General features: G+C 70.0%; 23 protein-coding genes. 18 read left to right on the top strand and 5 right to left on the bottom strand.

The window, feature by feature from the left end; genetic code table 11:
• From I9P22_RS07525 to I9P22_RS07505, 5 genes are all read left to right on the top strand, one after another.
• On the top strand, positions 1-258 hold the full coding sequence (locus tag I9P22_RS07525; RefSeq protein WP_199258761.1) for a FliM/FliN family flagellar motor switch protein: 258 nt from the start codon (positions 1-3) through the stop codon (positions 256-258).
• The gene (fliP, locus tag I9P22_RS07520; RefSeq protein WP_199258759.1) at positions 255-989 is read left to right on the top strand and encodes a flagellar type III secretion system pore protein FliP; all 735 of its coding nucleotides are present in this window, start codon (positions 255-257) and stop codon (positions 987-989) included. Before I9P22_RS07525 ends, fliP begins: the two co-directional genes overlap by 4 nt.
• 142 nt (positions 990-1,131) lie before the next feature.
• Positions 1,132-2,196: an efflux RND transporter periplasmic adaptor subunit gene (locus tag I9P22_RS07515; RefSeq protein ID WP_199258757.1), complete on the top strand. Its 1,065-nt coding sequence runs from the start codon at positions 1,132-1,134 to the stop codon at positions 2,194-2,196.
• Positions 2,196-3,293 (top strand): efflux RND transporter periplasmic adaptor subunit, encoded by a 1,098-nt coding sequence (locus tag I9P22_RS07510; protein WP_233253271.1) that lies wholly within the window; start codon positions 2,196-2,198, stop codon positions 3,291-3,293. Before I9P22_RS07515 ends, I9P22_RS07510 begins: the two co-directional genes overlap by 1 nt.
• On the top strand, positions 3,290-6,385 hold the full coding sequence (locus I9P22_RS07505) for an efflux RND transporter permease subunit (protein ID WP_199258753.1): 3,096 nt from the start codon (positions 3,290-3,292) through the stop codon (positions 6,383-6,385). The genes I9P22_RS07510 and I9P22_RS07505 overlap by 4 nt, the downstream gene beginning before the upstream one ends.
• A gap of 484 nt (positions 6,386-6,869) precedes the next feature.
• Here I9P22_RS07505 and recQ read toward each other — a convergent pair whose 3' ends face one another.
• Together recQ and I9P22_RS07495 are read right to left on the bottom strand one after the other, a co-directional pair.
• Positions 6,870-8,903 (bottom strand): DNA helicase RecQ, encoded by a 2,034-nt coding sequence (gene recQ, locus I9P22_RS07500; protein ID WP_199258751.1) that lies wholly within the window; start codon positions 8,901-8,903, stop codon positions 6,870-6,872.
• Positions 8,904-9,197 (bottom strand): YggT family protein, encoded by a 294-nt coding sequence (locus I9P22_RS07495; protein ID WP_028711586.1) that lies wholly within the window; start codon positions 9,195-9,197, stop codon positions 8,904-8,906.
• A 145-nt stretch (positions 9,198-9,342) separates the two neighbouring features.
• Between I9P22_RS07495 and I9P22_RS07490 the strand changes: the two genes are divergently transcribed.
• The 5 genes from I9P22_RS07490 to I9P22_RS07470 all read left to right on the top strand — a co-directional run bounded on the left by I9P22_RS07490 (position 9,343) and on the right by I9P22_RS07470 (position 13,877).
• Positions 9,343-9,915, top strand: a complete 573-nt coding sequence (locus I9P22_RS07490) for an acyl-CoA thioesterase (protein ID WP_199258750.1) — start codon at positions 9,343-9,345, stop codon at positions 9,913-9,915.
• A gap of 51 nt (positions 9,916-9,966) precedes the next feature.
• Positions 9,967-11,325, top strand: coding sequence for an MFS transporter (locus I9P22_RS07485; RefSeq protein WP_199258748.1), 1,359 nt, complete (start codon positions 9,967-9,969; stop codon positions 11,323-11,325).
• Positions 11,322-12,194, top strand: coding sequence for a penicillin-insensitive murein endopeptidase (gene mepA / locus I9P22_RS07480; protein WP_199258746.1), 873 nt, complete (start codon positions 11,322-11,324; stop codon positions 12,192-12,194). Before I9P22_RS07485 ends, mepA begins: the two co-directional genes overlap by 4 nt.
• A complete protein-coding gene (locus I9P22_RS07475; RefSeq protein WP_199258745.1) occupies positions 12,167-13,135 on the top strand; it encodes an esterase-like activity of phytase family protein in 969 nt (322 codons plus the stop codon). The genes mepA and I9P22_RS07475 overlap by 28 nt, the downstream gene beginning before the upstream one ends.
• A 127-nt stretch (positions 13,136-13,262) precedes the next feature.
• The gene (locus I9P22_RS07470) at positions 13,263-13,877 is read left to right on the top strand and encodes a VUT family protein (RefSeq protein WP_199258743.1); all 615 of its coding nucleotides are present in this window, start codon (positions 13,263-13,265) and stop codon (positions 13,875-13,877) included.
• Between the two features lie 414 nt (positions 13,878-14,291).
• Here I9P22_RS07470 and I9P22_RS07465 read toward each other — a convergent pair whose 3' ends face one another.
• Positions 14,292-15,473, bottom strand: a complete 1,182-nt coding sequence (locus I9P22_RS07465; RefSeq protein ID WP_199258741.1) for an acetyl-CoA C-acyltransferase family protein — start codon at positions 15,471-15,473, stop codon at positions 14,292-14,294.
• Between the two features lie 104 nt (positions 15,474-15,577).
• On the opposite strand from I9P22_RS07465, the gene I9P22_RS07460 reads away from it, so the two are divergent.
• The 5 genes from I9P22_RS07460 (at position 15,578) to I9P22_RS07440 (ending at position 19,139) form a co-directional block, all read left to right on the top strand.
• Positions 15,578-15,934 carry a winged helix-turn-helix domain-containing protein gene (locus tag I9P22_RS07460; protein ID WP_199258739.1) on the top strand — a complete coding sequence of 119 codons (357 nt, stop codon included), beginning with the start codon at positions 15,578-15,580 and terminating at the stop codon, positions 15,932-15,934.
• A gap of 66 nt (positions 15,935-16,000) precedes the next feature.
• Complete coding sequence (modA, locus tag I9P22_RS07455; RefSeq protein ID WP_199258737.1) at positions 16,001-16,741, top strand: molybdate ABC transporter substrate-binding protein; 741 nt, start codon at positions 16,001-16,003, stop codon at positions 16,739-16,741.
• A complete protein-coding gene (gene modB, locus I9P22_RS07450) occupies positions 16,738-17,442 on the top strand; it encodes a molybdate ABC transporter permease subunit (RefSeq protein ID WP_199258735.1) in 705 nt (234 codons plus the stop codon). Before modA ends, modB begins: the two co-directional genes overlap by 4 nt.
• Complete coding sequence (gene modC / locus I9P22_RS07445; protein WP_199258808.1) at positions 17,442-18,485, top strand: molybdenum ABC transporter ATP-binding protein; 1,044 nt, start codon at positions 17,442-17,444, stop codon at positions 18,483-18,485. Before modB ends, modC begins: the two co-directional genes overlap by 1 nt.
• A gap of 75 nt (positions 18,486-18,560) precedes the next feature.
• Positions 18,561-19,139: a transglycosylase SLT domain-containing protein gene (locus tag I9P22_RS07440; protein WP_199258733.1), complete on the top strand. Its 579-nt coding sequence runs from the start codon at positions 18,561-18,563 to the stop codon at positions 19,137-19,139.
• Positions 19,140-19,278: 139 nt separating this feature from the next.
• Here I9P22_RS07440 and I9P22_RS07435 read toward each other — a convergent pair whose 3' ends face one another.
• Together I9P22_RS07435 and I9P22_RS07430 are read right to left on the bottom strand one after the other, a co-directional pair.
• Complete coding sequence (locus I9P22_RS07435) at positions 19,279-19,875, bottom strand: LolA family protein (RefSeq protein WP_199258731.1); 597 nt, start codon at positions 19,873-19,875, stop codon at positions 19,279-19,281.
• Between the two features lie 138 nt (positions 19,876-20,013).
• The gene (locus tag I9P22_RS07430; RefSeq protein ID WP_233253274.1) at positions 20,014-21,237 is read right to left on the bottom strand and encodes a UbiH/UbiF/VisC/COQ6 family ubiquinone biosynthesis hydroxylase; all 1,224 of its coding nucleotides are present in this window, start codon (positions 21,235-21,237) and stop codon (positions 20,014-20,016) included.
• A 129-nt stretch (positions 21,238-21,366) separates the two neighbouring features.
• On the opposite strand from I9P22_RS07430, the gene I9P22_RS07425 reads away from it, so the two are divergent.
• From I9P22_RS07425 to I9P22_RS07415, 3 genes are all read left to right on the top strand, one after another.
• Positions 21,367-22,692, top strand: coding sequence for an amidase (locus I9P22_RS07425; protein ID WP_199258727.1), 1,326 nt, complete (start codon positions 21,367-21,369; stop codon positions 22,690-22,692).
• Positions 22,693-22,820: 128 nt separating this feature from the next.
• A complete protein-coding gene (locus I9P22_RS07420) occupies positions 22,821-24,014 on the top strand; it encodes an aminotransferase class I/II-fold pyridoxal phosphate-dependent enzyme (protein ID WP_199258726.1) in 1,194 nt (397 codons plus the stop codon).
• A gap of 3 nt (positions 24,015-24,017) precedes the next feature.
• On the top strand, positions 24,018-24,746 hold a 729-nt coding region (locus tag I9P22_RS07415), incomplete at its 3' end, for a DNA translocase FtsK 4TM domain-containing protein (protein ID WP_199258724.1).

The raw sequence follows: 24,746 nt of genomic DNA, 5'->3' as shown, positions 1-24,746 counted from the left end.
ATGGACGATCTTGCCAGCCTGATTGCAACCGAGCAGATCCAGGTGGAAATCACCATCCGGCTGGGCGGCACGCAGCTTTCCGTCGCCGAGCTTTCGCGCCTGCGCCCGGATGACGTCCTGACCCTGGACCAGGACATGTCGGACGGCGTGGACATCTGCGTCGGCGACAAGGTCATCGCCAAGGGCGAGCTGGTTTCGGGCGACGAAGCCGACAACCGGCTTTGCGTCCGCATCCTCGGGCCGGCAGGCGCGGCGTGATCCGCCTCGTCCTCATCACCGCCGGGCTGTTGCTGCCGCATGTCGCGGCGGCCCAGGACCTGAGCCAGAACCTGGCCCTGGACGGCGCCGGGCTGGAGGCGGTGGCAAGCGGCATCGGCCGGCATTCCATCACCCTGCTTGCGGTCATGACCGCGCTGGCCCTGGCGCCGGGCATCGCCATCATGGTGACCTGCTTTCCGTTCATCGTGACGGTGCTGTCGATCCTGCGCCAATCCATCGGGCTACAGCAATCCCCGCCGAACATGCTGATCGTCAGCCTGGCCATGTTCCTGACCTGGTTCGTGATGAACCCGGTTCTGACCGAGGCCTGGACCGTCGCCGGCGCCCCCCTGCGCGATGGCCGCATCAGCGTCGAGCAGGCCTTCGAACGCGGCATCGTGCCCTTTCGCGGCTTCATGGAGCAGCGCACCGACCCCGAGATGCTGGTCACGCTGGCCGAGGTCTCGCCCGAGCCGCAGGCGCCGCCCGACCGGCTGTCGGTCCTGGTCCCCGCCTTCATGCTCAGCGAGATCCAGCGCGCCTTCGAGATCGGCTTCCTGGTGGCGTTGCCCTTCCTGATCATCGACTTGGTGGTCTCGGCGGTGCTGATGTCGATGGGGATGATGATGGTGCCGCCGGCGGTCGTCGCCCTGCCCTTCAAGCTGGCCTTCTTCCTGGTGGTCGACGGCTGGGGCATGGTCGCGGCGGCGCTGGTGCGCAGCTACCAGTGATCCGAAGCGGTCATGCGGCCCGCCAAGGTCACGGGCACTCTGGCGGGAACCGCCCTGCGGCCGTAAGGTCAACCGGCCCGGGGGCTTTCCTCAGGCCCGGATTTTGGGCATCAGTTCTGCAAACCCATGAGACGGGGCTGACATGCCGCGCCTGACCATGCTGATCCTGGCTTTCCTGGCACTCGCCTCCCCCCTTCGGGCAGAGGCGCCGTTGCCGGTGGAATTCGTCGCGGTCGAGCGCACCGAACTGACCTTCGACGCCGCCCTGACCGGGACCATCGCCGCCAGGGACAGCGTCGACATGGGCTTTCGCCAGGGCGGCCGCATCACCGAGGTCCTGGTGCGCGAGGGCGACCGCGTCAGCAAGGGCCAGGCGCTGGCCCGCACCGACCCGCTGCAGCAGGAACAGGCGCTGCGCGTGGCCGAGGCCTCGGTCGCCGCGGCCGAGGCGACCGAGGCCCAGGCGCGGCAGGCGCTGGAACGCGCCGAGGCCATGCTGAGGCGCGGCGTCGGCACCCGCGCCGCCCTGGACGCGGCCAGCCAGGGGCTTTCGGCCGCTACCGGCGGGCTGGCGCAGGCGCGTTCCGCCCTGGGTCAGGCGCAGCGCGCGCTGGAGGATACGGTGATCCGCGCCCCCGCCGATGCGATCGTGACCGCGCGCAAGGCCGAGCCGGGGCAGATCGTCGGCGCGGCCCAGGCAGTGCTCTCGCTCGCCTCGGCCACCGGGCGCGAGGCGGTGTTCCAGACCGCCGACACGCCGCTTCTGCGCGGCGCGATCGGCGCTCCGGTCTCGCTTTCCGGCATCGACTTCCCCGAATTGCGCATGACCGCCCATGTCACCGAGATCGCGCCGCTCGTCGATCCCGCCACCGGCTCGGTCACGGTCCGCGCCGAGATCGAGGACGCCCCCACCACCGTCAGCCTGCTGGGCGCTGCGGTCCGGGGCGCGGTGCATTACCCGGCCGGCAACGGCATTGCCGTGCCCTGGACGGCGCTGACCGCGGCCGATGGCCGGCCGGCGGTCTGGCTGGTGGATGGCGGGAACCGCGTCTCGCTGGCGCCGGTGCAGATCGAGCGGTTCACCAGCGGCATGGTGATCCTCAGGGACGGGGTCCGGCCGGGGCAGATCGTCGTCGGCGCCGGCGCGCAGATGCTCTATCCGGGCCGCAAGGTCACGGACGCCGCCGCCGCGGCCGGGGGGGAATGATGCGCAGGCCCGCCCTCCTTGCCCTGCTGCTTTCGCTGGTGCTGGCCCAGGGTGCGCCGGCCTTCGACCTGCCCTGGCGCAAGCCCCGGCCCGCGCCCGAGCCGCCGCCGCGCCCGGTGGTCAGCATCGTGGTCAGCGACGACATGACCGCCGGCGCCTCGGTGCCGGGGGTGATCGCGGCCCGGATCGAGGTGGCGCTGGGTTTTCAGACCCTGGGCCGGGTGACGGCGCGCAATGTCGATATCGGCGATACGGTCGGCAAGGGCCAGGTGCTGGCCACGCTCAACCCCGAGGACCTGCGGGGCGAGGTCCGCGCCGCGCAGGCCGCGGTCGATGCCGCAAGGGTCGAGCTGCGCACCGTCCAGGCCACAGCCGACCGCACCCGTGCCCTGGCGCGGCGCAACGTCGCCTCGGCCGCGCAGCTTGAACAGGTCGAGCGGGCGCTGGCCGCCGCCCGGGCCGCCGAGCAGCAGGCCGAATCCGAGTTGATCCGCGCCCGCGATGCCGAGGGTTTCGCCGAGATGCGGGCACCTTTCGACGGGGTGATCAGCGCCGTCTTCGCCAATGCCGGCGCGGTGGTCAGCGCGGGCGAGCCGGTGGTCCGGCTGTCTGCCCAGGACGGCATCGAGGCGGTGATCGACCTGCCCGACATCGCGCTGTCGCGGATCAGGCACGGCGACCCCTACGAGGTCTGGTCCGAGACCGAGCCCGACCGCCTGCTGCCCGCCACCGTCTCGCAGATCGAGCCGGTGGCCGATGCCGTCACCCGGACCCGGCGGATCCACCTGGCGCTTCCGGAGGATGCCGATCTGCGCCTGGGCGCGCTGGTCCGCGCCCGCCCCGGCAGCGCCGCCACGGCCCGGCTGGTCCTGCCCCAGGCGGCCATCCTGGATCGCAACGGCGCCCCGCATGTCTGGGTGGTCGACCGCACCGGCAATGACGCCCGGGTCGCGCTGCGCGGGATCGCCGTCCAGGGTCCGGCGCGGGGCGGCCGCGTCACCGTCGAATCCGGCCTTGACGAGGGCGAGGAGGTGGTAATCCGCGGCATCCATTCCCTGACCGAGGGCCAATCCGTGGGACCAGGCGTGACACCATGACGGAACGCGGCTTCAACCTCTCCGACTGGGCGCTCCATCACCGCTCGCTGGTGTGGTTCCTGCTGATCGTCTCGATGGTGGCGGGCACGCTCGGTTATCTGCGCCTGGGGCGCGAGGAGGATCCGAATTTCACCATCAAGATCATGGTGATCAGCGCCTCGCTGCCCGGCGCCACCATCGAGGACACGCTGGACCAGGTCACCACCCGCATCGAGACCAAGCTCGAGGAACTGGACGAACTGAAATTCACCCGCTCGGTCACCATGCCCGGTCAGTCCATCGTCTATCTGGAACTGGACCCCACGATCCGCGGCCCGCAGGTGCCCGAGGTCTGGAAGCGGGTCCGCAGCATGATGTCGGACATCCGCCCAGAATTTCCCCAGGAATTCCAAGGCTTCCAGTTCAACGACGATTTCGGCGACGTGTTCGGCAACATCTATGCCTTCACCTCGGACGGCTTCACCCAGCGCGAGCTGCGCGACCGGGTCGAGGACATCCGCAAGCAGGTGCAGGCCCTGCCCATGGCCGGCAAGACCGCGCTTCTGGGGGTGCGCAAGGAACAGATCTACCTGGAGTTTTCCACGGCGCGGCTGGCGGCGATGGGTCTGAACCATAATCAGGTGGTGCAGACCCTGGCGGTGCAGAATGCCATCACCCCCTCGGGCATCGTGCAGGCCGGGCCGGAACAGGTTCTGGTGCGGGTCGGCGGCCAGTTCGACGACGCGGCCTCGATCGCGGCGGTGAACCTGCGGGTCGGCGACCGCTTCTTCAACATCGGCGACGTGGCGACCGTCCGGCGCGGCTACGAGGACCCGCCGAGCGCGCTGTTCCGCTATAACGGCCGCGAGGCCATCGGCCTGCAGATCGGCATGCGCGACGGCGGCAACATCCTGGAATTCGGCAAGCAGGTCGACGCGCTGATGGCCGAGGTGGCGCGCGGCCTGCCCATCGGCATCGAGATGGCCAAGTTCGCCGACCAGCCGCATGTGGTGGACGAGGCGGTCGGCCATTTCGTCCAGGCCCTGGTCGAGGCGGTCTCCATCGTGCTGCTGGTCAGCTTCGTCAGCCTGGGCCTGCGCGCCGGGCTGGTGGTGACGCTGACCATCCCCCTCGTGCTGGCGATCACCTTCGTGATCCTGGACATCTACGGCATCACCCTGCAGCGCATCTCGCTGGGGGCGCTGATCATCGCGCTGGGGCTGCTGGTCGACGACGCGATGATTGCCATCGAGACGATGATCTCGCGGCTCGAGGTCGGCGACAGCCTAGAGCGCGCCGCCAGCTACGCCTGGAGCTCCATCGCCTTCCCGATGCTGACCGGCACGCTGGTCACGGTCGCGGGCTTCATCCCCATCGGGCTCAACAATTCGGCGGCGGGCGAGTTCACCTTCTCGCTGTTCGTGGTCATCGCCGTCTCGCTGATCGTCAGCTGGATCGTGGCCGTGCTGTTCGCGCCGCTTCTGGGCGTGACCCTGCTGCCCGCCCGCATGAAGCACGCGGCCGATGGCCCGGGCTGGCTGCGGCGGCGCTTCCACGGGCTGCTGCTCTGGGGCATGCGCTGCAAATGGCTGACCATCGCCATGACGCTGGCGGTCTTCGGCGCCTCGGTCTTCGGGATGCGCTTCGTCGAGCAGCAGTTCTTCCCGACTTCGGACCGGACCGAGATCATCGTGGACGTGACCGAGCGCGCCAATGCCTCGATCGCCAAGACCGACGCCGACATGGCGAAGATCGAGGCGATGCTGGCCGACGAAAAGGATGCGCTGTTCTGGACCACCTATGTCGGCCGCGGCGCGCCGCGCTTCGTGCTGTCCATGGACGTGCCGACGCCCGGGCCCTATATGGGCCAGATCGTGATCCAGACCCCCGACCTTGCGGCGCGCGACCGCCTGAAGGCCAGGCTGATGGCGTTCGGTCGCAACCAGCTCATCGGCACCGATCTCTATGTGAAGAATCTCGAGATCGGGCCGCCGGTCGGCAAGCCGGTGCAATACCGGGTCTCCTCCGCCGATCCCGGCCAGGCCCGCGATGCGGCGCGCGCGCTGGCGGCGGTGCTGGCGACCGAGCCGCGGCTGCGCGACATCGCGCTGGACTGGAACGACCCCGCCCGGGTGGTGCGGCTGCAGGTCAACCAGGACCAGGCCCGGCGGTTGGGGCTGACGAACGAGGATATCTCGGGGGCGCTGTCGGGCACCTTCACCGGCCGCACCATCACCCAGCTGCGCGACGGCATCTTCCTGATCGACGTCACCGCGCGCGGGGCGCAGGCCGATCGCGAATCGCTGGAATCGATCCAGAACCTGCAGCTGGCGACGCCGACCGGCACGCCGATCCCGCTGGCCTCGCTGGCCAAGCTGGAATACGGCACCGAGCAGCCGCTGATCATGCAGCGCGACGGCTTGCCGACGGTGACGGTCAAGGCCGACATCGCCAGCAAGGACCAGCCCGCCACGCTGGTCGCGGCGCTGGCCGAGCGGGTGGCGGCGTTCCGGCAGACCCTGCCGCCGGGCGTCAAGGTGGTGGTCGGCGGCACGGTCGAGACCTCGGCCGAAAGCCAGGAACCGATCGCGGCGGTGGTCCCCGTGATGCTGCTGGTCATGGCGCTGCTGGTCATGGTGCAGATGCAGGGCTTCCGGCTGTCCTTCATCGTCTTTGCCGCCGCGCCGCTGGGACTGATCGGCGTGGTCGCGGCGCTTTTGCCCTTCGGCGTGCCGATGGGCTTCGTCGCCATCCTGGGCATCCTGGCGCTGATCGGCATCCTGATCCGCAACTCGGTGATCCTGGTGCACGAGATCCAGGAGCTGATCGCCCAGGGCCATTCCCGCTGGAACGCCGTGTTCGAGGCCTCGGACAGCCGCGCCCGTCCGATCCTGCTGACGGCGGCGGCGGCCAGCCTGGCGCTGATCCCGATCTCGCGGCAGGTGTTCTGGGGGCCAATGGCCTTCGCGATGATGGGCGGCATCATCGCCGGCACGCTGGTCACGCTGATCTTCGTGCCGGCGCTTTACTGCGCGGTGTTCGGCGTGCGCCCGCCCGAGGGCGACCCGATGCCCAGCCCCGAGGACCGCGCCCGCGCCGCCGCGCATGAATGAGGCAGGGGGCCTGTGATGGCCTGCGTCGGGCATGGCGGGCACATGTGCGGAGCTTGGATCGGCGCCAAGCGGGGGGCGGAGACCATGCCGAAACCGACCGGGAAAGGCATTGCCGGAAACGAAGGGCGGCCTGCGCTGGTGGAAGTCCTCCGGCAGTTCCATCCTGACCGGAACGCATTGCCGGAAGCGATGGTCGCCCTTCCCCGGAAATGTCCATGCGAGGATCCATCGGGCCAAGGGAGGCCGAAGAACCTTCTCGCAAATGTCGCGCGTTGCGTCCCGGTGGCGGCGGAAACGTGACCGCCCCCGAACAGCCCCGCCGCCCTTGCCGGAAGCTTATCCCCCGGCGGGCCGCGGATCGCGGCAAGAGCGAGATCGCCTGGCGTGCGGGGGCTCTTCATCGGAGCGGTGCCGCCTGGCCACGCCAGCGCTTTCGGTCCCGGCGATACACCGCGCGCGCCGAACCCCCGGCCGTTGGTCCCGCTCAGTCCTCGGGATCGGCGGCGATCTCGGCGGCGAAGGCGGCGCCGAAACGCTCCAGCCGCGCCGGGTCCAGATAGCGCGTCAGATCGCGCGGCCGGTCTTCGGCGATGCGGCGCAGGGCGGAATTGCCGACCGAAAGCGGCTTTTCCGTGCCATCCTCGCCGCGCAGCAGCCGGGCCTGGGCCGCGGCCAGCCGGTCGAACAATGCCCCCGAGGCCCGGCCGGCCAGCGCCCGGCGCGCCGGGTGCATCGGCGCCACCTCGCCGGCGATGACGCGCAGGAACTCCTCGCCATAGCTTTCCAGCTTCCTGGCGCCGACGCCGTTCACCCGCGCCATCTCGTCCAGCGTCCTGGGACGGTTCTGCGCCATCTCGATCAGCGTGCGGTCGGGGAAGATGACATAGGCCGGCACCCGCGCCGCCTCGGCTAGGGCCCGGCGCTTGGCCTTCAGCGCCGAGAGCAGCGGCGCGTCCTCCTCGTCGACCGAGGCGCGGACCACCACGGCGGGACGGGCGCGGGTCATGGCATCGCGGCGCAGGGTGATCCGCTCCTCGCCGCGCAGCACCGGATGGGCGGCGACGGTGATCGCCAGTCCGCCATGGCGTTCCGGGTCGGGGCGGATCAGGTCGCGGCCCAGCATCTGCCGGATCACCGCCTGCCATTGCGGCTTCGACAGGTCGCGACCGCAGCCGAAGGTCGGCAGCCGGTCATGGCCGCGGCTGCGGATGCGGTCGGTCATGGTGCCGGTCAGCACGTCGATGACATGGCCGGCGCCATAGGTCTGGCCGGTGCGCAGCACCGCCGACAGCACCTTCTGCGCGGCCTCGGTCGCGTCGAAACATTCCGGCGGGCTGTCGCAGATGTCGCAATTGCCGCAAGGCGATGCGGTTTCGCCGAAATAGGCCAGCAGGGCGACGCGGCGGCAGGCGGTCGCCTCGGCCAGGCCCAGGAGCGCGTTCAGCCGGGCATGGTCGGCGGCCTTGCGCTCGGCCGGGGCCAGCCCCTCGTCGATCTGGCCGCGGCGCAGGCGGATGTCGTCGGGGCCGTAAAGCGTCAGCGTCTCGGCCGGGGCGCCGTCGCGGCCGCCGCGGCCGATCTCCTGGTAATAGGCCTCGATGGATTTCGGCAGGTCGGCATGGGCGACCCAGCGGATGTCGGGCTTGTCGATGCCCATGCCGAAGGCGACGGTAGCGACGACGATCAGCCCGTCCTCGCGCTGGAAGCGGATCTCGACCTCGCGCCGGGCCTCGGCCTCCATGCCGCCGTGATAGGCGACGGCGGCAAGGCCCGCGTCGTTCAGCGCCGCCGCCAGGGTCTCGGTCTTGGCGCGGGTGCCGCAATAGACGATGCCGGACTGGCCCCGGCGCGCGGCGGCGAAGTCGAGGATCTGCCGGCGCGGCCCGTCCTTGGGCTGGAAGGCCAGGTGGATGTTCGGCCGGTCGAAGCCGCGCAGGAAGATCTGCGGCGGCGCCCCGTCGAACAGGCGCTTGACGATTTCCTCGCGCGTCTCGGCATCGGCGGTGGCGGTGAAGGCGGCCAGCGGCACGGAAAGCGCCCGGCGCAATTCGCCCACGCGCAGGTAGTCGGGGCGGAAGTCGTGGCCCCATTGGCTGACGCAATGCGCCTCGTCCACGGCGATGGCCTGCACGCCGGCGCGGCGCAGCATCGGGATGGTCGCGCCCGAGGCCAGCCTCTCGGGCGCCATATACAAAAGCCGCAATTCGCGGGCATTGAGGGCCCGCAGGACCTCGCTGTTTTCCTCGTCCGAATTGCCGGAGGTGAGCGCCGCCGCCGCCACGCCCGCCTCGGTCAGCGCCCGCACCTGGTCGCGCATCAGCGCGATCAGCGGCGAGATCACCACCGTCAGCCCGTCCCGCATCAGCGCCGGCAGCTGGTAGCACAGCGACTTGCCGCCGCCGGTCGGCATGATCGCCAGCACGTCGCGCCCCGAGGCGACGGCATCGACGATCTCCTCCTGCCCCGGACGGAAGGCGTCGAAGCCGAAGACCTGCCGCAGAAGGGGGGCGGCCGACATCTAGAAGCCGTAGAACCAGCCGGCGTTGTTGGCGAGCGCGCGCTGCAGGATGATGATGGCGATGAACACCACCAGCGGCGCCAGGTCCAGCCCGCCGGTATTGGGCAGGATCGACCGCACCGGGGCATAGATCGGCTCCAGCAGGCGATTGAGCCCGTTCCAGACCTGCCAGATCAGCGGCTGGCGCAGGTTCAGCACCTGGAAGTTGATCAGCCAGGACATGATGATATGGGCGATCATCACGAACCAGACCACGTCGAGTATCAGCATCAAGGCTTCGTAGAGCGTGCCCATTCCATTCCCTTCCGGCTGTTCCCCGGACAGGTAAGGCAGGCATCCGCCTTGCGCAAGCCGCAAGCATGGCCGCAGCGTTCCGATTGACGCCCCGGCGGGTCGCCGCTAGCCCCGCGGCGTTGCCCAAGGCAGAAGGACGCCGCCCATGTATCCCATGCTCCGCTTTGCCAAGGAGATGCTGAAGTTCCGCCGCAGCCCCCGGATCGGGGTGCTGGACGCGCATGTCTCGACCCATCGCTGCTGGCCCTGGGACCTGGACCCGTGGATCGAGCTGAACAACGGCCGCACGCTGACGCTTTACGACCTCGGCCGGCTGCCCATGGCGGTGCGCACCGGCATCATCGACACGATGCGGGAAAACGGCTGGGGCATCACCGTGGCCGGAAATACCGTGCGCTACCGGCGGCGGATCAAGGGGTTCCAGCGCTTCACCATGGTCTCGCGCACCTTGGGCTGGGACGCGCGTTTCCTTTACATGGAGCAAAGCATGTGGCGGGCGGGCGAGTGCTGCAACCACATGCTGCTGCGCGGCGCCATCACCTCGGCCCAGGGCATCGTCGCGCCGGCGCGGCTGATGCAGGCGGCCGGGCGCGACCCGGAAAGCCCCGAACTGCCGGGCTGGGTGCAGGCCTGGATCGCGGCGGATGCCCAGCGGCCCTGGCCGCCGGTGCTGCCGCCGATCGCGGCCGCCGACCGGAATGCCGACTTGCCAGCCTGACCGTGCTGGGGCCTTATGCGCCCCGAACGGCAAACGGGGCGGGGGACCATCATGGAACGCAGGCGCATCTGGGGCTGGTGGTTCTTCGACTGGGCCAGCCAGCCCTTCGCGACGCTGCTGATGACCTTCATCTTCCCGGTCTATTACGCCGAGGTCGCCCGCCAGCACTATGCCGCGCAGGGCATGACGCCCGAGGCGGCAGGGGCGGCGGCGCAGTCGCTCTGGGGCTACGGGCTGGGCATCTGCGGGGTGATCATCGCGGTGCTGGCGCCGGTGCTGGGCGCCATCGCCGACAATACCGGCCGGCGGCTGGTCTGGGTCTGGATCTTTTCCGGCTTCTACATGGCCGGCGCCTGGGGCCTGTGGTTCCTGGTGCCGGACCAGCCGAACCTGCATCTGGCCATCGTCAGCTTCGGGATCGGGCTGATCGGCATGGAATTCGCCACCATCTTCACCAATGCCCTGCTGCCGGGCCTGGCGCCGCATCGGGACATCGGCCGCATCTCGGGATCGGGCTTCGCCTTCGGCTATCTCGGCGGGGTGATCGCGCTGGCCGTGGTGCTGCTGCTTCTGGCCGAGAACGCCCGGACCGGCCACACCATGCTGGGCATCGCGCCGGTGCTGGGCCTTGATCCGGCGCTGCGCGAGGGCACGCGGGCAGCGGGGCCCTTCACCGCGCTGTGGTATCTGGTCTTCATGCTCCCCTTCGCGCTTTGGGTGCCCGAGACGCCGGGGCCGCGCCGGCCGCTGCGGCTTGGCGCGGCCGTGGCGGAACTGGGCCGGCTGCTTGCCAGCCTGCGCTGGCGGCATTCGCTGGCGGCCTGGCTGGCCTCGTCGATGTTCTCGCGCGATGCGCTGAACGCGCTTTACGCCTTCGGCGGCGTCTATGCCGGCACGGTGCTGGGCTGGCCGGTCTTCCTGGCCGGGGTCTTTGGCGTGGTCAGCGCCGTCTCGGCCGCCGTCATCAGCTGGATCGGCGGCCGCGCCGACCACCGCTGGGGGCCGAAGCCAGTCATCGTCGCCTGCTCGCTGGTGCTGACCCTGGTCTGCATCCTGCTGACCGGCATGAGCCGCGAGCAGGTCCTGGGCCTGCCGCTGGCCCAGGGCTCGCGCCTGCCCGATGCGCTGTTCTTCCTGTGCGGCGCACTGATCGGCGGCGCCGGCGGCGCGCTGCAATCGGCCAGCCGCACGATGATGGTGCGCCACACCACGCCCGAGCGCGCCACCGAGGCCTTTGGCCTGTACGCGCTGTCGGGCAAGGCGACGGCCTTCCTGGCGCCGCTGCTGGTCGCCGTGGTGACGGATGTGACCGGAAGCCAACGGCTCGGCATCTCTCCGCTCATCGTGATGTTCCTTCTGGCGCTGGTTCTGCTAGGCTGGGTCAAAGCAGAAGGAGGGGCCGAGCAGTGATCCGCAAATTCCTGACCGCCGTCGTGCTGGCGCTGACCGGGCTTGGCCTGACGCAGCCCGCCGGGGCCGACCCGCTGGCCCGCAGCGTCTTCGGTGCCGTCCCCGGCCCGACCGGCGGCGCCCCGGTCTCGATCGGGTTCTATTCCAAGGGCTGCGTCTCGGGCGCCGTGCAGCTGCCGGAATCCGGCCCGACCTGGCAGGCCATGCGCCTGTCGCGGAACCGCAACTGGGGCCATCCCGAGCTGGTCAGCTTCCTGATCGGCCTGTCGCAGGCCGCGCGCCAGGTCGGCTGGCAGGGGCTTTATATCGGCGACATGGGCCAGCCTCGCGGCGGGCCGATGACCTCGGGCCATGCCAGCCACCAGTCCGGGCTTGACGCCGACATCTGGATGCTGCCGCCGCAAAGCCTGCGCCTGACCGCGGCGCAGCGCGAAAGGATCTCGTCGCAATCGGTGGTGAACAAGGCCGGCACCGCGCCCTCGGCCCTGTGGAGCGGCGGGCACATGGCGATCATGCGCGCCGCCGCCCGCGACCCGCGGGTCGAGCGCATCTTCGTCGATCCCGTCGCCAAGCTGGCCATGTGCCAGGCCGAGACCGGCGACCGCAGCTATCTGCGCAAGATCCGGCCGCTGGGCGGCCACGACTATCACTTCCACGTCCGGCTGGCCTGCCCGGCGGGCTCGGTCTGCCAACAGCAGGACGCGCCGCCCCCCGGTGACGGCTGCGCCGAGGCGGCAGAATGGATCAAGAACCGCATCGATCCCAGCCGGGTCAAGCCGGTGCCGCCCGATCCGAACTATCGCCACCCCCGCAGCTTCCGGCTGAGCGAGATGCCCCGTCAATGCCAGGTCGTCGCCACCGCCCGCTAGGGCGCGGCGGCCCGGCCGGCGGCTTGGCAGGAGGGCGGCCCCGCCGCCTGCCGAGCCTTGCGCTGTCGCTGCTGCTGCTCTCTGCCTCCTCGGCCTGCGCGGCCGATCCGGCCCCCCCGGCGCCGCGCGTCGATTACGTCGCGACCTATGTCTGGCAGCTGCAGGACGAAAGCTTTGGCGGCTTCTCGGGCATCGAGATCAGCGCCGACGGCAGCCGCTTCACCGCGCTCTCGGACCGCGCCACCATCCGCTGGGGCAGCGTCGAACGCGACGCCCAGGGCCGCATCCGCGGGCTGGAGCTGGCCGGCCGCGCCCGGCTGCGCGACAGCGCCGGCAAGCCGCTGAAACCCGGTTGGCAGGGCGACAGCGAGGGGCTGGCCATCGCGCCCGACGGCACGATCTGGGTCAGCTTCGAGGGGCTGACCCGCATCGCCCGTCACGACACGCCCGACAGCCCTGCCAAGCCCCTGCCCCGGCCGCCCGCCTTCAAGACCATGCAGCGCAATTCCTCGCTGGAGGCGCTGGCGATCCTGCCCAACGGCACGCTCCTGACCCTGCCCGAACGGTCCGGGGCGCTGACCCGGCCCTTCCCGGTCTGGCGCTGGCGGGACGGCAAATGGGACCAGCCCTTCTCGATCCCGCGCTCGGGCGACTGGCTGGCGGTCGGCGCCGATATCGGCCCGGACGGGCGCTTCTACCTGCTCGAGCGCGACTTCAAGGGCCTCCTGGGCTTTCGCGCCCGCATCCGCCGCTTCGACCTGTCGGACAGCGGCGTCTCGAACGAAAGGGTGCTGCTGGAATCGCGGCCGCTGCAATATGACAACCTCGAGGGGATCTCGGTCTGGCACGACGGGCAGGGCATCCGCATCACCCTGATCTCGGACGACAATTTCGGCTGGCTGCAGCGCACCGAACTGGTGGAATACCGGGTGGCGGAATAGGCTTTGCCGGCCCGGGCCGCACCACGGGCCTGCAGAAGAACATTGACAGAAGCCCCGGACGGCCTTATGCGGCCTTGCCCCGGACGGGGCCGAGTCTCCGCGACCTTGCCAAAACGGAAAACCAGACATGCCCCGCCTCCTTCCCGGCGTCATCGCCATGGCCATCGTCGTGGTGGCCTCGAACATCCTGGTCCAGCACCTGCTGGGCGCCTGGCTGACCTGGGGGGCGCTGACCTATCCGGTCGCCTTCCTGGTGACCGACATCATGAACCGGGTCTATGGCCCGGCGGCCGCGCGCAAGGTGGTCTATGCCGGCTTCGTGACCGGCGTGCTGTGCTCGCTGGTCGCCGCCGGCATGGACAAGACCACGCTGCGCATCGCCGTCGCCTCGGGCGCGGCCTTCCTTTCGGCGCAGCTGATGGACATTGCCGTCTTCAACCAGTTGCGAAAATACAACTGGTGGCTACCACCCCTGGCGGCCAGCGTCGCCGGCTCGATCTTCGATACTGCCGTCTTCTTCAGCATCGCCTTTGCCGCGCAGCTGACGCCGATCTTCCCCGGGGACGATGTTTCCTGGGCAAATGAGCTGGTTCCGCTGCTGGGTCATGGCCCGGTGCAGCCGCTCTGGGTTTCCCTGGCCGTCGCGGACTGTTCGGTGAAGCTTGCGCAGGCAGTGGTGGCGCTCGTGCCGTTCCGCATCGTCGTCGGAAATTTGATCCAGCGCCGCGCGCAAATTCATTGACTGTCAATGGTTCTGTGGCAGGCTGAACCCATACGGCAACTTATTGAAAGGAGGTGGTCCAGTGTCGAGAGTGATATTGGAGAGAGGTGTCGGGACAGTCAGGGGGGCCGTGGCCTGAGGGCAGCCCCAAGGGTCGTAAACCTTGGCTGGGACGGTGGGCACCAACCCTAACCGGACCATCTCCGTGGATCTCGCGGGCCGTTCTCCAGCAGAGCGGCCCGTTCCATTTCAGCCGCATGCCTTGTCGCCTGTCCTTGTGATCGGCTCACGACCGGGACGCTTGGTAAGGCTGGAGAGGCTCTTTGAGTATTTCTGGAACGAAGAAGCCAAACCAGCGCTTCTTCGTTCCATAAATACTCATGCGGCGCGGCAGACAGAAACCCGGCCCCGATGGGAGGCCGGGTCGAAACGGAATCAGATACGCTCGATGGCCAGCGCGATACCCTGGCCGCCGCCGATGCACATGGTGATCAGGCCCTTGCGGCCGCCGGTGCGCATCAGCTCGTACATGGCCTTGACGGTGACGATGGCGCCGGTCGCGCCGACCGGATGGCCCAGCGCGATGGCGCCGCCGTTCGGGTTCACGCGGGCGGGATCAAGGCCCAGCCCCTTGTTCACCGCCAAGGCCTGCGCCGCGAAAGCCTCGTTCGATTCGATCACGTCGAAATCGCCCACCTTCAGGCCGGTGCGCTGCAGCAACGCCTGAACCGCCGGGACCGGGCCGATGCCCATGACCTCGGGCCGCACGCCGGCCACCGCATAGCCGAGCACCCGGAACAGCGGCCTGGCCCCCGCCGTCTGCGCTGCCTCGGCCCGGGCCAGCACCAGCGCCGCCGCGCCGTCGTTGATCCCCGAGGCATTGCCGGCGGTGACCGTGCCGTCCTTCTGGAACACCGCCTTCAGCCCGGCCAGTTTCTCCAGATCCGTCGCCTTCGGGTGCTCGTCGGTATCGAAGGCCACCATGCCCTTGCGGGTCTTGATCTCGATGGGCACGATCTGTTCCTTGAAGCGGCCCTCGGCGATGGCGGCGGCGGCGCGCTTCTGGCTTTCCAGCGCGAATTCGTCCTGCGCCCGGCGCGAGATGTCGTGCTCGCGCGCGACGTTCTCGGCCGTCACGCCCATATGGCCGGTGCCCATCGGGCAGGTCAGCGCCCCGACCATCATGTCGAGCATCTGCACGTCGCCCATCTTGGCGCCGAAGCGCGCCGCGGGCACCGCATAGGGCGCGCGGCTCATCGATTCCGCGCCGCCCGCCACGGCGAAATCCGCATCGCCCAGCATCAGCGCCTGCGCGGCCGAAACGATGGCCTGCGCCCCCGAGCCGCAGAGCCGGTTCACGTTCATCGCCGGCGTGGTGTCGGGCACCCCGGCTTCCAGCATCGCCACGCGCGACAGATACATGTCGCGCGGCTCGGTGTTCAGCACATGGCCGAAGACCACGGTGCCGATGCGATCGGCGCCGATGCCCGCGCGCTCGATCGCTGCGCGGGTCACGGTCGCGGCCAGCTGGATCGGCGGCACGCCCGCCAGGCTGCCGCCGAAGGTGCCGATGGCCGTGCGCGCCCCGGACAGGATGACGATTTCGTTCTCGGACATGATTCCTCCGGTCATGCTGGAATTTTATGACTCGTAGCCGCGCCACGGCGAACGGAAAAGACCCGGCCTCTTGCAACGTTGCGGAAACCGGGCAAGATGCGGCCATGACGAACGATCCCCGGCTCAGCCTCCGCCTGCATTTCGAGTCCGGCCTGACCTTCGGGCGCGGCAAGGCCGACCTGCTGCAAGGCATTGACGAGGAAGGCTCGATCTCGGCCGCCGGGCGGCGCATGAAGATGAGCTATCGCCGCGCCTGGTCGCTGGTCGAGGAGATGAATGCGCATTTCGACGCACCCCTTGTCGACAGCAGCCGCGGCGGCGCCAAGGGCGGCGGCGCCCAGCTGACCGAACGGGGCCGGCAGGTGCTGGCCGATTACCGCGCGCTGGAGACGCTGCTGCGCGACCAGGGCGCCGGGCAACTGGCGCGGCTGCGCGCCGGGCAGCGATCTGTTTCAACGTAAATAACGGTTGCCAGACGTCCAGCCACTTGGTTATGTCCATTGAACCATAACGAATGGACCATCCCGATGCGCCTGTCTTTCCTTGCCGCCGCCCTGATCGCGCTTTCCCCCGCCGCGCAGGCCGACGAGATCACCGTCTTCGCCGCCGCCAGCCTCAAGGACGCATTGGACGCGATCGCTGCCGATTGGCAGAAGAATCATGACGATACCGTGGTGGTCTCCTATGCCGGCAGCTCGCAGCTGGCCAAGCAGATCCAGCAGGGTGCGCCGGCCGACCTGTTCATCTCGGCCTCGACCGACTGGATGGATGCGGTGCAGGCATCGGGCGACATCGACCCCGCCACGCGCAAGGACCTGCTGGGCAACACGCTGGTGCTGGTCGGCACCGGCAAGCCGGCCGAGGCGCCGGTGACCGAACTGCCCGCCCTGCTGGGCGACGGCAAGCTGGCCATGGCGCTGGTCGATTCCGTGCCTGCCGGGCAATACGGCAAGGCGGCGCTGACCTCGCTGGGCCTCTGGGACCAGGTCCAGGGCCAGGTCGCGCAGGCCGACAACGTCCGCGCCGCGCTGAAGCTGGTCGCCACCGGAGAGGCGCCGTTGGGCATCGTCTATGGCAGCGACGCGGTGGCCGAGCCGGGCGTGGGCGTGATCGCCACCTTCCCCGCCGACAGCCATGACAAGATCACCTATCCGGGCGCCGTGACCAGGGCCGCCGACACGCCGCAGGCGGGCGCCTTCCTTGACAGCCTGTCGCAGGCGCCGGCAAAGTCGATCTTTGAATCGCAAGGCTTCACCGTCACGCAATGATCCCGACCGACTGGCTTGGCCCTCAGGAATGGCAGGCCGTGCGCCTGTCCCTGCGGGTGGCCGGCGTCGCCACGCTTGCCAGCCTGCCCTTTGCCGTCGCCATCGCCTGGCTGCTGGCGCGGCGGCGCTTTCCCGGGCATGGCCTCGTCAGCGGCCTCGTGCACCTGCCGCTGATCCTGCCGCCGGTCGTCACCGGCTATCTGCTGCTGATCACCTTCGGGACGCAGGGGCCGGTGGGCAGCCTGCTGAAGCCCTTGGGCATCATCTTCGCCTTTCGCTGGACCGGCGCGGCGCTGGCCTGCGGCATCATGGGCTTTCCCTTGATGGTGCGCGCCATCCGCCTGGGCTTCGAGGCGGTGGACCCCAAACTGGAACAGGCAGCCGCCACGCTGGGCGCGCCGCGGGCCTGGATCTTCCTGACCGTGACCCTGCCCCTGATCCTGCCGGCCATCCTGGCCGGCGCCACGCTGGGCTTCGCCAAGGCGATGGGCGAGTTCGGCGCCACCATCACCTTCGTCTCGAACATTCCCGGCCAGACCCAGACGCTGCCCTCGGCCATCTATGCGCTGCTGCAGGTGCCCTCGGGCGATGCGGCGGCGCTGCGGCTGGTGCTGGTCTCGGTGGTGATCGCCATGGCGGCGGTGCTGGTCTCGGAATGGCTGGCATGGCGCATGTCGGCGCGCATGTCGGGGCGGCGCTGATGCTGGAGGTCGCGTTTCGCCACCGCTTTCCCGGCCTGGCGCTGGATGTCGCCTTCGAGGCGCCGGGCGGGGTGACGGCGCTGTTCGGTCCCTCGGGCTGCGGGAAAAGCACGGCGATCAACGCCATTGCCGGGCTCTTGCGCCCCGACCAGGGCCGGATCGCGCTGGAAGGGCGGGTGCTGTTCGACGGCAGGACGAACCTTTCGCCGCAGGCCCGGCGCATCGGCTGCGTGTTCCAGGACGCGCGGCTGTTTCCGCATATGACGGCGGCGGCAAACCTGCGCTATCCCTCGCGCTGGCGGCGCGGCGCGGCGCGCGACTTCGACCGCATCGTCGAGATGCTGGCGCTGGGGCCGCTGCTTGCGCGCCGCCCCGGCACACTGTCGGGGGGCGAGCGCCAGCGCGTCGCCATCGGCCGGGCGCTGCTGTCGGGCCCGGCGCTGCTGGTGATGGACGAACCGCTGGCGGCGCTGGACGAGGCCCGCAAGGCCGAGATCATGCCCTGGCTGGAGCGCCTGCGCGACGAGATCCGGCTGCCGATCCTCTATGTCAGCCATTCGGTCCCCGAGGTGCTGCGGCTGGCGACCACGGTGGTGCTGATGCGGCAGGGCCGCGTCACCCATTCCGGCCCGCTGGCCGAGATCCTGGCCGATCCGGAACTGGCCCCGCAACTGGGCGCGCGCGAGGCCGGGGCGCTGATCCGCGCCACGGTCGAGGGGCGGGAGCCCGACGGCATGATCCGCCTTGCCACCGCCGGCGGGCCGATGCTGCTGCCGGAACCGGACCTGCCGCCCGGCCGGGTGCTGCGGCTGCGGATCCTGGCGCATGAGGTGATCCTGGCGCGCGCGGCGCCGCAGGGCCTCTCGGCGCTGAACGTGCTGCCGGTCAGGGTGACCCGGGTCGAAGGCGGGCTGGTGCAGCTGGCGCTGGGGAATGAGCGGATGCTCGCGCAAGTCACGCCGCGCTCGGTCAAGGCACTGGAATTGCAGCCCGGCAGCGCCTGCCATGCCATCGTGAAATCGGTCTCGGTCCTGCCCAGCTAGGCGCGGTCGAGGCTTTGTCATTTGCGCCGCACCCGAAAATTCGCTTAAGCTGCCTGCAAAAAACATGAGGGCAGTATGAACAGGTTTCTCAAGCTCGCCATTGTCGGGCTGGTGGCCTCTTGCGGAGGGGGCGGAAACTACAAGGCACCGCGCAATCTGGACAACGCCTGCGCCCTGGCGGCAGAGCGCCCCGCCTATATGCGGGCGATGAAGGCGGCCGAGCGACGCTGGGGCGTGCCGGTGCATGTGCAGATGGCGACCATCCACCAGGAATCGAAATTCATCGGCGATGCGCGCACGCCGCATCGCTATGCGCTGGGGATCATCCCGATGGGCCGGCAAAGCTCGGCCTATGGCTACAGCCAGGCGCTGGACGACACCTGGGACGATTACCGCCGGCAGACCGGCAACCGCCGCGCCCGACGCGACGACATCCGCGACGCCACCGATTTCATGGGCTGGTACATGAACGATTCGGCGCGGATGCTGGGCATCTCGAAATGGGATGCCGGCGCGCAATACCTGGCTTATCACGAGGGCCGCAACGGCTTCGCCCGCGGCTCGCACAGTTCCAAGCCCTGGCTGATGAACGTGGCCGGCAAGGTCCAGACCCGGGCCGAGCTTTACCGCATGCAGCTCGCCTCCTGCCGCTGACCCGGCCGGCGGCCGCCCGCAGCGGCGCGGCTGCAAATGGGTATTTGGGAAACGGAAAGACCCGCGCGGACGCCCTGGCGTCTTTTCCGTTTTGCAAATACCCATGCCGGCCGTTTCACGGGCGCGGCGCCCGCGGCCTTCAGCGGCGGCGGGCGATCTCGTTCTCGATGACGAAGGTCGAGGGCTTGAAGGACAGGCCGGTCCTCATGTCGCCCAGGATCACCGTGGTGCGCCGGCCGGCATCGTCGGTCACCACCCATTGCCGCAGCTGCGTCGGGTTGGCGGTGAAGACCATCTGGATATTGCCATATTCGGGATGCTGCGGATCCTGCGCGGTCACCACGGTGGTGTTCTTCTTCTCGGCATAGCCGGTCACCATTCGCGCCTGGCCCAGGTCGATGTTCGGCGCCAGGATCAGCGACAGCGGCGTCTTGGACAGCGGATATTGCTGCGGCGCACTGCGGGTCTTGCCGTCGAACACCGCCACCTGCCCGGCCGAGGCCAGCACCAAGGTGCGATCGCCCTTGTATTCGAACCGCACCCGGTTCGGGCGGTGGATATAGAGCACCCCGGTCGAGATGGAGCCATCGGCATTCACCTGGGTGAAATCCGCCGTGGCGGTCTTCAGGCCGTTGAGATAGCGCGAGATCTCGTTCAGCGGGATCTTCTCAGCCAGGGCGGGGAAAGCCATGGCAAGGCACAGGACGGGCGCAAGGGCGAGCGTTTTCAGTTTCATGGGCGGAATGATACCGATCCTTGGATGTCTTGCACATCACGTTCGCTGGATGCGCGGCCTTTCAACGCTGACGGCGGCGTGAGCGTTCCTTCGGGCATCCCCGGGCGCAAGCCGGCGCCCGATTCTGCGGGAGGTGCCTTACAGCCGCCGGCCGGTCAGCAGCCGCGGCATCGGATCGAGGCTCAGCCCCGCCGCTTGGCGCATGAAGCCGCGCCGCAGCGGCGGGATGGCATCGACCAGGCCCATGCCGATCTCTCGCGCGGCGCGCAGCAGCGGATTGGCGTTGGAAAACAGCGCGTTCACCCCGTCCATACCCAGCGCCAGCGCCGTCGCGTCCGGCCGCCGCCAGTCCTGGTAGCGTGCCAGGACCAGCTCGGCGCCGATATCCTCGCCGCGGCGGCGGGCGGCGACCAGAACCTCGGCCAGCGCCGCCACGTCGCGCAGGCCCAGGTTCAGCCCCTGCCCCGCCACCGGATGCACGCCATGCGCCGCGTCGCCGACCAGCGCCAGGCGCGCATCGACATAGCGCTCGGCCAGGGTCAGGTTCAGCGGATAGGAGAATCGGGGCCCGGCCAGCCGGATCTCGCCCAGGAAATCGCCGAAGCGCGGGCGCAGCGCCGCCAGGAATTCCGCGTCCGGCAGGGCGATGACGGCGCGGGCCTGGGTCTCGGCCTCGGACCAGACGATCGAGCTGCGATTGCCCGGTAGCGGCAGGATGGCCAGCGGGCCGGTGGGCATGAAATACTGATGCGCGGTGCCGTGATGCGGCAGGTCGTGATCGACCGCCGCGACCAGCGCGATCTGGCCATAGTCGCGGCCGATGCGGCGGATGCTGGCGCGCTCGGCCACGCCCGATTGCCGGCCGTCGGCGCCCACCAGCAGCCGGGCCCGCAGGTCGCGGCCATCCGACAGCGCCACCCGCATGGCCGCGCCCTCGGCCTGCTGCGCGGTGACCGAAACGCCCGGAAGGTGCGTCACCCGGTCCCGCATCGCGGCCAGCAGAGCCCGATAAAGGAACCTGTCTTCAAGCATGTAGCCCAGCCGGCCCTCTTCGATCTCGGCGCCGTCGAAATGCAGGCCGAAGGGACCGGGGCCGTCGCCGGGCGCGCCTTGCGTGGCCTCGACCCTGCGGATCTCCTGCGCGTTGTCCGCCAGATCGCGCCACAGCCCCAGCGCCGCCAGCAGCCGCTGCGAGGCCAGGGCCAGCGCATAGGCGCGGCCGTCGAAGATCTCGCCGGCGCGGGCGTCGGCGGGGCGCGCGTCCACCACGGCCACGGTCAGGCCGGCATCCGCCAGCGCCAGCGCCAGGGCCGGGCCGTTCAGCCCGCCGCCGGCGATCACCACGTCGAAATCCGTCATCATGGCCCGCACTATGCCTGTCGCCTGAACAATGTCCATGTAGCAAAGCCGCGCGCCATGCGCCATTGCGGGCGCCCCCGCGCCGGGCTAGCCTGAGCCCGGACTGGCTGTGCAGGAATGTCGGGGAAGCAGATGGATTGGCTCAGGGCGTCGGCGGCGGAACAGGGGCGGGCGATCCTTGCCGGGCTGATCAGCCCGGTCGAACAGGCCGAAGCCTATCTCGAGGCCGCGGCGCGCCACCCCTATGGCAAGCGCATCTACGCCCGGCTGACCCCGGAACGCGCCCGCGCCGAAGCCGTCGCCGCCCATGACCGCGCCCGCGCCGGGCTGCGGCGCGGATTGCTGGACGGGGTGGCGATCAGCTGGAAGGACAATATCGACAGCGCCGGCATCGCGACCGAGGCCGGCTCGCGCCTGCTGGCCGGGCGGGTGCCGGAACGCGACGCCGCCATCCTGGCCGGCGCCACGCTGGACGGCCTGGTCTGCCTGGGCAAGACCCACATGACCGAGCTGGCCTTTTCCGGCCTGGGCGTGAACCCGATGACCGCGACGCCGCCGAACAGCATCGACCCGGCCCTGGCGCCCGGCGGGTCCAGTTCCGGCGCGGCGGTGTCGGTGGCGCTGGGGCTGGCGGCGGCGGCGATCGGCAGCGACACCGGCGGCTCGATCCGGGTGCCGGCGGCCTGGAACGGCCTCGTCGGCTTCAAGCCCACCACCGGCGCCTTGCGCGGCGAGGGCATCGTGCCGCTGTGCCCGCGCTTCGACGTGGCCGGCCCCATCGCCCGCACGGTCGAGGATTGCGCCGAGCTTTTCGCGGTGCTGCGCGGCGAGAATGCGCCGGACCTTTCCGACACCGGCCCGGCCGGGTTGCGGCTGATGGTGCTGGACGGCGTGCCCTTCGACGAGGCGCGCGAGGCGCCGGTCGCGGCCTTCGAGGATGCGGTGGGCCGGCTGGCCCGCGCCGGCGCCCGCATCGCCCATGCCGCGCCGCCCTGCGTGGCCGAGGCGATGGCGCTGGCCGCGATCCTGTTCGCCCCCGAGGCCTATGGCCTCTGGTGCGACCAGATCGAGGACGCGCCCGAGCTGATGTATCCGCCGATCCTGGACCGCTTCCGCAGCGGCAAGGAAGTGCTGGCCGCCACCTATGTCGGCGGCTGGGAGGAGCTGGCCCGGCTGCGCGCCGGCTGGAGCCAGCTGGTCGCCGGCTTCGACGCGGTGATCCTGCCGACCGCGCCGATCCTGCCGCCGCCGGTGGACCGGCTGCTGACCGAGCCGGATTTCTTCGCGCGCGAGAACCTGCTGACCTTGCGCAACACCCGCATCGGCAACCTGCTGAACCTGCCCTCGATCAGCCTGCCGACCGGCCATCCGGGCTGCGGGATCATGCTGATGGGCCGCCCGGGCCAGGACCGCGCCCTGCTGGCCGCCGCCGCCGCGGCCGAGGCCGCCCTGCGCTGAACCCCGGATTTCTTGGGAAAATTCCCGGCAAACCGATGGGGCGCGGCCGCGAAACTCTGGACGCATGGGGGGATTGCCGGTAATCTTGCCGGCGAACGGGGCGCAACGACCCCGAATGAGAGGCAGTCATGGCAATTCCCGAGCGGTTCTCGAACCTGCCGGATTACGCGTTTCCGCGCCTGCGGAAACTGCTCGCGGGCATCGAGCCCGGGGGTGATCCCCTGATCCTGACCATCGGCGAGCCGCGCCATGCGCTGCCGGATTTCGTCGGCCCGGTCATGGCCGAGAGCATCGCCGATTTCGGCAAATACCCCTCAAACGAGGGGACGGCCGAGCTGCTGGCGGCGATCTCGGGCTGGCTGAAGCGCCGGCACGGGCTGGATGTCGCGCCCGAACGGATCATGGCGCTGAACGGCACGCGCGAGGGGCTGTTCAACGCCGCCCTGGCGCTGGCGCCGGAACGCAAGAACGGCCAGCGCCCGGCGATCCTGGTGCCGAACCCCTTCTATCAGGTCTATGCCGTCGCCGCGGCGGCAGTGGGCGCCGAGCCCGTCTTCGTGCCCGCCACTCCGGAAACCGGCCACCTGCCGCGCTTTGCCGACCTGCCCGCCGCAGTGCTGGACCGCGCCACCGTGGCCTATCTGTGCTCGCCCGCCAATCCGCAGGGCAGCATCGCCTCCGAGGATTATCTCGAGGAGCTGATCGCGCTGGCCGAAAAGCACGATTTCCTGGTGTTTTCCGACGAATGCTATTCCGAGATCTGGCGCGACGCGCCGCCGCCCGGCGCCTTGGCCGTGGCGACGCGCATGGGCCTGCCCGACCGGGTGGTGATGTTCAACTCGCTGTCGAAACGCTCGAACCTGCCGGGGCTGCGCTCGGGTTTCGCGGCGGGCGGCGCGGCACAGATCGCGCAGATGCGGCGGCTGCGCAGCTATGCCGGCGCCCCCCTGCCCCTGCCGGTGCAGCGGGTCAGCGCCATGGCCTGGGGCGACGAGGGCCATGTCGAGGCCAGCCGCGCGCTTTATCAGCAGAAATACGCCATCGCCGACCGGGTGCTGGGCAATGTGCCGGGCTATCAGCCGGTCGCGGGCGGCTTCTTCCTGTGGCTGCCGGTGCCGGAAAGCGTCGGCGACGGCGAGGCGGCGGCCAGGAAGCTTTGGGCCGAGGCCGGCATCCAAGTGCTGCCCGGCGCCTATCTGGCCCGCGACGGCCAGGACGGCAATCCGGGCCGGAATTTCATCCGCGTGGCGCTGGTCGCCCCGGCGGACCAGACCGAGGCGGCGCTGAACCGCCTGAAAAACTGTTTGTATCAAGGGGATTGACGCATGGCGAGCTGGCAGGCGAAACACCGCGATCCGCTATTCGACCAGAGCACGCAGGCGGCGCTGGAACGGCGCGGCAAGGAGCTGCTGGGCGCGGGCCTGGTCATCCTGGGCGTGCTGATCGCGATGATGCTGGTCAGCTATTCCCCGGACGATCCCAGCTTCATGTCGGCGACCGACCAGCCGGCGCAGAACTACCTGGGCCGCTTCGGCGCCTATGTCGCCTCGGCGCTGTTCATGATCACCGGCTACGGCACCTGGGTGCTGGTCGTCGGTGCCGTGGGCTGGGGCCTGCGGCTGATGCTGCACCGGGGCGAGGAACGCATCATGCGCGGCATCTTCCTGCCCATCGCCATGGTGCTGGTGTCGATCTATGCCACCTCGATGACCCCGCCCCCGGACTGGACGCAAAGCTTCGGCCTGGGCGGGCATCTGGGCGACATGCTGATGGGTGGCATGCTCTCGGCCATGCCGATGAAGGCATCCGTCGCCATCAAGGTGCTGGCGCTGCTGACCGCGGCGGGCGCGCTGGCCTTCCTGGCCTTCGTGCTGGGCTTCGACCGCAAGGAACTGACCGCGATCCGCGGCTTCCTGCGCGACGGGCTGGCCACCGCCCGCATCCTGGCGCTGCATGCGGTGGATCGCGGGGCGCGGCTGTCCTCGGGCGCGGCGCGCGGGATCAAGACCCGGGCCGAGGCCCGGCGCGAGCGCGTCGGCCGCGCCGGCGCCGCC

The organism is Paracoccus binzhouensis (genome assembly GCF_016446475.1).
Classification (GTDB): domain Bacteria; phylum Pseudomonadota; class Alphaproteobacteria; order Rhodobacterales; family Rhodobacteraceae; genus Paracoccus; species Paracoccus binzhouensis.
This window is presented reverse-complemented; position numbering and strand designations above follow the sequence as displayed.